1 protein-coding gene is annotated in these 1,619 nt (G+C 62.4%); it reads left to right on the top strand.

All coding sequences use genetic code 11. The features are described 5' to 3' along the window. Positions 1–1,619: condensation domain-containing protein (locus ON21_RS24650; RefSeq protein WP_039801362.1), on the top strand; the 1,619-nt coding region annotated here is incomplete at both ends.

Here is a 1,619-nt window from a genome sequence, read left to right as displayed (position 1 = left end):
TGTTCGCGTCGGGGGCGGGGTATCGGGCGGCGCGTTCCTACGAGGAGCAGGTGCTGTGTGAGTTGTTCGGGGAGGTACTGGGCTCCGATCGGGTCGGGCTCGATGACAACTTCTTCGATCTGGGTGGTCATTCGCTGTCGGCGACGCGGTTGGTGAGCCGGATCCGTTCAGTCCTGGGCGTCGAGGTCGCGATGCGGGTGATCTTCGATGCGCCGACCGTCGCTGAACTGGTGTCGCATTTGTCCAGCGGGTTGCAGATGCGTCCGCGGTTGGTGCGTGCGCAGCGGCCCGATCGTGTGCCGTTGTCGTTTGCGCAGCGGCGGTTGTGGTTCATCCATCGGCTGGAAGGGCCTTCTGCGACCTACAACCTGCCGATGACACTGTTGTTGAACGGCGACGTCGACATGGCGGCGTTGGCGAAAGCCATCGAAGATGTAGTGCATCGCCACGAATCTCTGCGGACGGTGTTCGCTGAGGATGTGTCGGGTGTGCCGCAGCAGTGTGTGCTCGATATCGAGACTCTCGATGTTCCGGTCGTCGTAGTCGATGCCACCGTCGACACGTCGGTCGATGTCAATTCCGCTGTCGGTGCCCTGGCACGGTACGGGTTCGATCTGTTGTCCGAGATTCCTTTGCGGGCAGGAATTTTTCGCCGTGGACACCAAGAGTTTGTGCTGGCGTTGGTGATTCACCACATCGCTGGTGATGGATGGTCGCTAGCGCCATTGGCGCGGGATGTCATGGCTGCCTATGAGGCTCGTCGACAAGATCGGGCGCCGGGGTGGGAGCCGCTGCCGGTGCAGTACGCCGATTACACGCTTTGGCAACAGCAGTTGCTGGGTTCCGATGCCGACCCCGACAGCGTCGTGTCCCAGCAGTTCGAGTACTGGAAACAGGAACTGGCCGGACTGCCCGATCAACTACAGCTGCCGACCGACCGCGTCAGGCCCAGAACCGCGAGCTACCGCGGAGACATGACCTGGTTCGTGGTGCCGGCCCGGACACGGGATGCGGTACGCGGTCTGGCACGTGGACACAATGCGACCGAGGCGATGGTGCTGCAGGCAGCCTTGGCTGTACTGCTGTTTAAACTCGGGGCCGGAGAAGACATCCCGCTGGGATCTCCTATCGCCGGCCGTACCGACGAGGCGTTGACCGATCTGGTCGGCTTCTTCGTCAACACGTGGGTGCTACGCACCTCCGTCATGGCCGAGGCCTCGTTCTCCGAGGTGCTGGAACAGGTCAAGGGCAAAGCCCTGGCCGCATACAGCAACCAGGACGCGCCGTTCGAGCGGCTAGTCGAGCTGCTCAACCCGGTGCGCTCGGCCGCACGTCACCCGCTGTTCCAGGTGTCGCTGGCGTTCCAGAACAACGAAGCAGCCAGCCTCGACCTGCCAGGTATCGGTGTCAGCGGACACCCGGTGACAACAGGAACCGCACGATTCGATCTGATGTTCACCATTGCCGATCAACCCACCGGTACAGGCGAAATCGAATACGGCGGCACTGTCGAATACTCCACTGACCTGTTCGACAAGAACACCGTGGACCGGCTCGTCGACCGCTACCTACGCCTGCTCGACGTGATCGGTTCCGGTACCGGTACCCCGATCGGGCAG

The organism is Nocardia araoensis NBRC 100135, from assembly GCF_000308435.1.
In the GTDB taxonomy this organism is placed as follows: domain Bacteria; phylum Actinomycetota; class Actinomycetes; order Mycobacteriales; family Mycobacteriaceae; genus Nocardia; species Nocardia araoensis.
This window is presented reverse-complemented; position numbering and strand designations above follow the sequence as displayed.